The organism is Nonomuraea purpurea (assembly GCF_042650645.1).
Lineage (GTDB): Bacteria > Actinomycetota > Actinomycetes > Streptosporangiales > Streptosporangiaceae > Nonomuraea > Nonomuraea purpurea.
The window spans coordinates 1-1,081 of record NZ_JBHSBI010000093.1; the positions used below are offsets into that span (position 1 = coordinate 1).

Annotated in this window: 1 pseudogene; it reads right to left on the bottom strand. The window is 67.3% G+C overall.

The features are described 5' to 3' along the window. Positions 1-25: 25 nt before the first annotated feature. Positions 26-1,017, bottom strand: a pseudogene (locus tag ACFOY2_RS54660) (IS5 family transposase). Positions 1,018-1,081: the final 64 nt, after the last annotated feature.

Consider the following 1,081-nt stretch of genomic DNA (forward strand, 5'->3'; position numbering starts at 1 on the left):
TAGAGCGTGTACGAAGTTCGGATCTTCAGACTGGTCGGAGGCTTCGGATCCACATGACGGCTCCGCGTAGGTGCAGGCCTGCCAGGTAGCTGTCGGGTGTCTTGTCGAACCGAAAAGCCAGCCCACGCCACTCTTTGATCCGATTGACGCACCGCTCCACCGTGTTCCGCTCCTTGTAGAGATCGAGATCATGGCGGACCGGTCGGCCGCCGCGAGAGCCACGCTTCTTGCGGTTGGCCGCCTGGTCGGCCTTCTCCGGGATGACCGCCTTGATCCCGCGCCGGCGCAGGTAGACGCGGTTGCCACGGGAGGAGTACGCCTTGTCGGCGGCCACCGCGCCCGGCCTGGTGCGCGGACGACCCACCGGCAGACGGATCTTGATGCGCTCCAGCACCGCGCGAAACTGCGGGCTGTCTCCAGCCTGGCCGGGGGTGAGAACGAAGGACAGCGGACGGCATCGCCGGTCGGCCGACAGATGCACCTTGCTGGTCAGCCCGCCCCGCGAGCGCCCCAGCTTGGCCGCCTTCAGCCGGAACCGGTACCGACGTCGGATCAGCCGTCGTCCGTCCTCGTCCCCGGTCCCATCTTTGCCGGGGTCACCGTCGCAGGCGCTTTGCCCCTTTGGTGCAGCCCCTTTTCCTGCTCGGCCGCCTCTTGCAACGCCGCGGCCAGCTCGCCGCCCAGGACCATCCCGGCAGCGTGGTGATGGGCGCGGGCCGTGGTGGAGTCCACGCTGACCAGATCGAGATCGGCCTGCCCCCGAGCCGCGGCCTCGGCGATCATCGCCTGCATCAGCCGCTCGAATACGCCGTTCACCGCCCACGAGCGGAACCGGTCATAGACAGTGGACCAGGGCCCGTACTGGGCAGGAATATCCCGCCACGGGCTGCCGGTACGAAACCGCCACATCACCGCGTTGAACTGCTGCCGCAGATCCGGGATCGGGCCTCGCTCACCCAGCGGCAAGTGAGGCTCGATCAAGGACCACTCCTCATCGGTGAGGTCTCCACGCGCCATGGCGAAGACCTACCAGGGTCACAGACCGGAGCGCAGGCAATCCCCGTGATCTCAACTCCGTACA